We start from the raw sequence: 5,887 nt of genomic DNA, 5'->3' as shown, positions 1-5,887 counted from the left end.
CGTCGTTCCAGTCCCTAACGTCCCCTTCAGGGACTCAGGGTCGAGGAACGTCGTTAAGTCTAGTTCGTTATACGCAATCGGAAAAAAATCTTAAATATGAATATAATTAAAGTAAAAAAGATAATAATTACAATTTCTTTACTCACATCATGTATAAGTATACCTACTCAGAATTATTTTTTAGAAAATAAAAATAATTCGAAAGTTAAGATTAATAAGAGTTTGAAAATTCAACCATTTCAGGATTTCAGAAAAGGTGAAAATACTGATAAAACAGGACTAATTTTTCTTCCTTTTCTTAAAGCTGCCGGCACCGAATTGAATTTTCCTGAAGCCGATAGAATGTCTATTAACTCCCCAATCAAATATTATATCGCTGATATTCTTAAACTTGAATTAGAAAATAAATACAATTTCAAAAATTTATATATTTCTGATGAAAAGATTAATTCTGCTGATTATGTTATTTCAGGAAAAATAAATACTTTCTACTGCTCTAGAAAACTCTATACTTATTGGCTAGGGCTTTTTGGACCTCTTACTTGGTATTTCGGATTACCTGTGATGGGTAATGAATGTAATCTCAATATTGATATTACCTTACAAAACAGATCTGGAAAAAATCTTTTTTCAAAAATATATGCTGAAGAAAGTTTAATTTACTCTGGACTATATTATAATTTCGTAGACTTAAGCTTAGTTTTTCCTGATATAACGAAAAAGCTAATGACTAAAGTCTTAGAAGACTTTCGGCCATTTTTAGAAAATTAAACCGTTTCCGACTGCGTATAACTACGGGGAAACGCGGCGCTTCGGCACTCACGGCCTCGCTTGGTCTCCGACACATTTCCCTTCTGTCACTCGTTTGCATTCGCAAACTCCGTGCCAGTCCCTAACGTCCCGTCGGGACTCAGGGTCGGGAAACGTCGTCTCCCCTAGTTCGTTATGCGACATTCTGTAACAATATTTAATAATGAAAATGAATTTTAATGCCAGATCCTATGGATTTCTAACGAATCACAAAGAATCATTTCCTGATTATAATCAAAATGATGAATCAGGAAATGGTTTAAAAAAAATAGTTGTTAAATACAATGCATTTAACCCTTTTTTACTTAAAACACACTATCCAGATATTAAAAATAATATTAAATTTGATAAAGATATTTCAGATTTAAATATAGAAAAAATAGATTTAATTAATATTGAAAGCTGGTTACTCGAAATTAGAGCCCAAATAGAAAATTCTTATCACCTCAATATTCCACTAATAAAAGAAAAATCTATAAAATGTATAGATATACTTCAACAATCGGTTAAATTAATTACAATAGAAAGAAATGATTTAGACCTACCGAAAAGAATACATCGACTATTATTTGAAAATTTTCCAACTACAAATATTCTTATAGGCGAATTCAAAAAACAACAAAATTGGATTGATTCAAATCGTGCATTGAACCCTGTTATTGCGGACTTTGTTCCGCCACACTATAGCAATATTAACAACTTAATGGAGGACTGGATAAATTCTTTTAACGAAAAAAGCGAATATCCTTATATTCATGCAGCTATACTATATTATCAATTTATGGCAATTCATCCATTTGAGGATGGAAATGAGAAAACTTGTAGAATTTTGATAATTCTATATTTTTTAAAAAATCAAATTTATAACAAAAATTTCATTCTACTAAAATCTGCAATACGTAGAGAACGAGAAAGATCCAATACAATCCTAAGATGTGTATCATTATATGGCTCCTTTGATGATTGGATAAAATACTTCCTAAAGGGTCTTGAAATCTCCATAAAAGACGAAATATCAGTTAAAGAAATAGATTTATATTAATACAGAACGTCGCATAACAGCAACTTACCGCTTCGCGTCGGGACGAGCCCTCGCTCGGTCTACGACACATTCCCCTCTGGAACTCCTCTTGCCGCCGCAAGCCTCGCTCCAGTCCCTAACGTCCCCTTCAGGGACTCAGGGCCGGGGAACGTCGTTAAGTCTAGTTCGTTATGCGCAATGACTGAAAACCTATTTTAATAGAGAAAAAAATGAAAAAAGATCCGAATGAAGAACCAGAAGAAGAACTAGCACCAATTGAAATTATGGACTATCTAATGTCGGAACCAGGGCATGAAATAGTAAAAAGAATTATTAGTTTAATTGAAGATATAAAAAAGTCTACTTTAGATAAGAATGTCGAATTAACAAAAATTAATGTAACAAATAATCATAAGCAAAAGACATACCTACTTATTCAACAAACAATAGTAATCGTATTAGTAGTAATTGCATCAATTTATCTAGCTGTTATGGATAAATTTAATCCAACAATTGGTGTCTTGTTCGGAACATTGATCGGCTACTTTTTTGGTAAAAAAACTTTAAATTAGAATTATGGCTCTCGAAAAAGTTGAATACATTCCTAAATATGCTATTTGCCAAACAGGATCTCATGAGCTAGTCTACCAAAACGAAAAATTCATAACAGAAATAATTAATCTTCAGTTACAATATTGGCGTGATGCAGTTTACTTATTCAGAAATATCGAAAAGAAAGAAAAAGTAAGTATTCAATCGATTATTCCAATCTTTCTTTTATTGGGACAATCACTTGTAACACTATTTGGATTAAATATTCAAGAACAACAAAATTCAAAAGTGCCTCCGCTATTTCAGCTAGTTAGCAATTTCAAAGACAGTAATGGAAAAAAGCTTTCCCAAGTAAACAGAAGACTATATGAAAACTTTAAAAAACTAGACTATTTTTATACAAAACTTATCAAACACCCTACGCCAAAAAAAATGCATGAGTTGATTAGCTTATCTTTTGAAGACTTACTTTTATCATTAAGGACTACTCAAGAAATATGGATCTGGTTTATGAATGAAATTGGAATCGGGAAAGAAAATTATGAAAAATATTTTTCCGAAAAATTTTAATTTTCCGAACCAGTCACAGCGCATAACAGCGCCTTCCCGCTACGTTTCGGGACAAGCCCTCACTCGGCCTACGGCAAATTCCCTTTCTGTCACTCGTTTGCATCTGCAAACTCCGTGCCAGTCCCTAACGTCCCGTTCCGGGACTCAGGGTCAGGGAACTTCGGTAAGTCTAGTTCGTTATGCGCAACGACATAAATCATTTTTGAAAAAGATCAAATTTTTCCGGTAAGTTTCAAAAAAATCCAGTTAAAATTCATTAAAGGAAAATGTTCAATCCATTCAAAATAAAGCAAAATTCATATAAAGTAAGAATTTTCATCAGAAATGAACATAGGAGATATACTCCTTGGATAATATTTTTTACATTAACTTTTGCTATTTTTATAAAATCAATTATACCATTTTTAATATACACCATCCTTCCTTTGCTAGTGAAAAAAATGTTTTCTTATGAAATTCTGAACCACAGCAAAGCGATTTTGGCAATCTCTGATGAAAATATTTTTATTAATCATAAAAATATGAATTTACCAGTGAAAGAATTGAGTTTCAATCTTAACGAAATTCAATCGATTTATTTTGATGATTTTTTCTGGTATTCTACTATCGGATTATTAATGAAAAATAAATCGTTGGTCACTTTAAACTTCTCAACTGGATTAAACAATCAATTCAAAGATTCAAAAATATATTTAAATTCTATAGCAAATCAAAACAATATAAGAATAATATCTGGACCTGATAAAATTTGTATTTATCTAATAACACTTTCCATACTAATATTTCTAGCTTCTCTTTATGTAGTTTAAACAAATTCTAGAAATATGAACATTTTTATTAAAGAATATAAATAATGTAACTGACGAGCCAAAAAGTCGCAGCGCATAACAGCGTCTTCCCGCTACGTTTCGGGACAAGCCCTCACTCGGCCTACGGCAAATTCCCTTCCGTCACGCTTCTTGCTCCGCAAGAAGACGTGCCGACGCCAACGCCTCCTCCAGAGGCTCGGCTACAGGGAACTTCGGGAAGACTAGTTCGTTATACGCCATGTGGTAAAATAAAACATAAATGTTCAAAATAGAAGAATTATCAATAAATGCATGGCCCGCCATCCAGACTATCAATCACGATGGCTGGATCATTAGAATGGCAAATGGATATACAAAGCGTGCAAATTCTATCAACCCTATTTACAAATATTATGATAATTTTTATGAAAAACTAGCATTCTGTGAGGAAATCTTTCAAAAAAATTCACTCCCAACAATATTCAAAATTACAAGTGCCAAAGAACATGAAACAATCGACATTGAATTAGAAAAACTCAAATACGAAAAAATTGATTTAACTTCTGTACAAATTATTAAAGAAATTTTACCTCAAAATATTTTATACAATAACATCAAAGTTGAAAACAAATTTAACACTAATTGGATTCGTAATTTTATGATTTTAAACAAAATCTCAATTCAATATTTTGAGACCATTTTGAAAATGCTAAATCTGATTAACTCAGAAGTTATAGTCGTTAGTAAAATAATAAGTGGTGAATTTATTGGATGTGGATTCGGTGTAATGGAAAATGGATATGTTGGAATTTTTGACTTAGTTATAAAAGAAAATGAACGAAAAAATGGATACGCTACTGAGATTATAAAAATTATACTAGAAGAAGCATTTAGAAAAGGAATTAAAAAATCCTATTTACAAGTTGTTACCACAAATTCAATGGCTATAAATTTATACGCAAAACTGGGCTATAAAGAAGAATATAAATACTGGTATCGAAGAAAAGATATTAAAGTACCAAACGGCGTATAACAACGGGGAAACGCGGCGCTTCGGCACTTACGGCCTCGCTTGGTCTCCGACACATTTCCCTCTGGCACTCCTCTTGCCTCCGCAAGCCTCGTTCCAGCCCCTAACGTCCCCTACAGGGACTCAGGGTCGGGAAACGTCGTATCCCCTAGTTCGTTATGCGCCATTAATTAAATATTTTTTAACAAGTATAAAATAAGATCATGGTATTTTGATTTTCAAGGTATATCTTAATTTAAATCAATGGAACAGAGTATAAGATTCATAGAAAAATCGCTAATAGAATCCGAAAACATTGCGGTATTTGAGCTAATTAAGTTCATTCGACTCGACAATGGATTAGCCGATACCGAAATCAATATCTACAAAATAAAAGAAGAGGAAAACAATACTCCTGATTTTTATACCACAGGCTTTAGTTCAGTTATAGAAATAAAACAAATCACCGAAAATCAAAGAGAAATGAGTATAGTAGGTTCTACAAAAAATCAACTTTTAGATAAAATCGCAAATGAAATAATACCTCAAATTAAGCATAAAAATAGAAATTATTACGTTAGGATCAGTGATAACATTCCTTTAAAATCAAGAGGAAAAGAATATAAAGCACTAATAAGTTCAATAACGCATAGTATAAATTCAGAAATGAAAATTGGTAAATCAGGACAATTCTATTATACAATTATTTTCAATAATACACCACAAACACAAACATATTTACAAATTGGATACGTTGGTGCAAGAAACACCAATTCAGATATTCTTTCGAATTCAATTTTACCTTTACTTGAAAAAAGCAAAATTCAATTCGATCAATTTACTTCCAAACAAAAATCAATCGCTACCCGAATACTTTTATTTGATCACCTATATACATTTACTCCTAACTCGGAAACAATAATTTCTGCAATTTCAAAGGCTTACTCATCTAAAGAAAATTCTTATTGGCCAATTGATTCAATATACTTGAAATTTTTTGGAAATATAATTAGGATTAATTAACGGCGCATAACAGCGACTTAACGCTTCGCTGCGGGACTAGCCCTCGCTCGGTCTGCGACACATTCCCCTCTGGAACTCCTCTTGCCTCCGCAAGCCTCGTTCCAGTCCCTAACG

The 5,887-nt window shown here is 32.4% G+C and carries 7 protein-coding genes; all 7 read left to right on the top strand.

The window, feature by feature from the left end:
- Nucleotides 1-96 precede the first annotated feature (96 nt).
- The 7 genes from CH361_RS19450 (at nt 97) to CH361_RS19415 (ending at nt 5,773) form a co-directional block, all read left to right on the top strand.
- Nucleotides 97-771 (top strand): hypothetical protein, encoded by a 675-nt coding sequence (locus tag CH361_RS19450; protein ID WP_100792494.1) that lies wholly within the window; start codon nt 97-99, stop codon nt 769-771.
- 208 nt (nt 772-979) lie between these two features.
- Nucleotides 980-1,852, top strand: coding sequence for a Fic family protein (locus CH361_RS19445; RefSeq protein ID WP_165782291.1), 873 nt, complete (start codon nt 980-982; stop codon nt 1,850-1,852).
- A 209-nt stretch (nt 1,853-2,061) separates the two neighbouring features.
- Complete coding sequence (locus tag CH361_RS19440; protein ID WP_100792492.1) at nt 2,062-2,403, top strand: hypothetical protein; 342 nt, start codon at nt 2,062-2,064, stop codon at nt 2,401-2,403.
- Between the two features lie 4 nt (nt 2,404-2,407).
- Nucleotides 2,408-2,953, top strand: a complete 546-nt coding sequence (locus CH361_RS19435) for a hypothetical protein (protein WP_100792491.1) — start codon at nt 2,408-2,410, stop codon at nt 2,951-2,953.
- Between the two features lie 266 nt (nt 2,954-3,219).
- Nucleotides 3,220-3,762, top strand: a complete 543-nt coding sequence (locus tag CH361_RS19425; RefSeq protein WP_100792489.1) for a hypothetical protein — start codon at nt 3,220-3,222, stop codon at nt 3,760-3,762.
- A gap of 259 nt (nt 3,763-4,021) precedes the next feature.
- The gene (locus CH361_RS19420; RefSeq protein ID WP_100792488.1) at nt 4,022-4,774 is read left to right on the top strand and encodes a GNAT family N-acetyltransferase; all 753 of its coding nucleotides are present in this window, start codon (nt 4,022-4,024) and stop codon (nt 4,772-4,774) included.
- Nucleotides 4,775-5,014: 240 nt separating this feature from the next.
- The gene (locus CH361_RS19415) at nt 5,015-5,773 is read left to right on the top strand and encodes a hypothetical protein (RefSeq protein ID WP_100792487.1); all 759 of its coding nucleotides are present in this window, start codon (nt 5,015-5,017) and stop codon (nt 5,771-5,773) included.
- The last annotated feature ends 114 nt before the right edge of the window (nt 5,774-5,887 follow it).

The organism is Leptospira brenneri (genome assembly GCF_002812125.1).
In the GTDB taxonomy this organism is placed as follows: domain Bacteria; phylum Spirochaetota; class Leptospiria; order Leptospirales; family Leptospiraceae; genus Leptospira_A; species Leptospira_A brenneri.
Note: the sequence above shows the minus strand (reverse complement) of the source record. Positions and strands in the feature narration are given on the sequence as shown.

Coding starts and splice junctions, on each gene's coding strand:
- CH361_RS19420 (WP_100792488.1), top strand. CDS start 4,022: ATGTTCAAAATAGAAGAATTATCAATAAATGCATGGCCCGCCATCCAG.
- CH361_RS19425 (WP_100792489.1), top strand. CDS start 3,220: ATGTTCAATCCATTCAAAATAAAGCAAAATTCATATAAAGTAAGAATT.
- CH361_RS19450 (WP_100792494.1), top strand. CDS start 97: ATGAATATAATTAAAGTAAAAAAGATAATAATTACAATTTCTTTACTC.
- CH361_RS19415 (WP_100792487.1), top strand. CDS start 5,015: ATGGAACAGAGTATAAGATTCATAGAAAAATCGCTAATAGAATCCGAA.
- CH361_RS19435 (WP_100792491.1), top strand. CDS start 2,408: ATGGCTCTCGAAAAAGTTGAATACATTCCTAAATATGCTATTTGCCAA.
- CH361_RS19440 (WP_100792492.1), top strand. CDS start 2,062: ATGAAAAAAGATCCGAATGAAGAACCAGAAGAAGAACTAGCACCAATT.
- CH361_RS19445 (WP_165782291.1), top strand. CDS start 980: ATGAATTTTAATGCCAGATCCTATGGATTTCTAACGAATCACAAAGAA.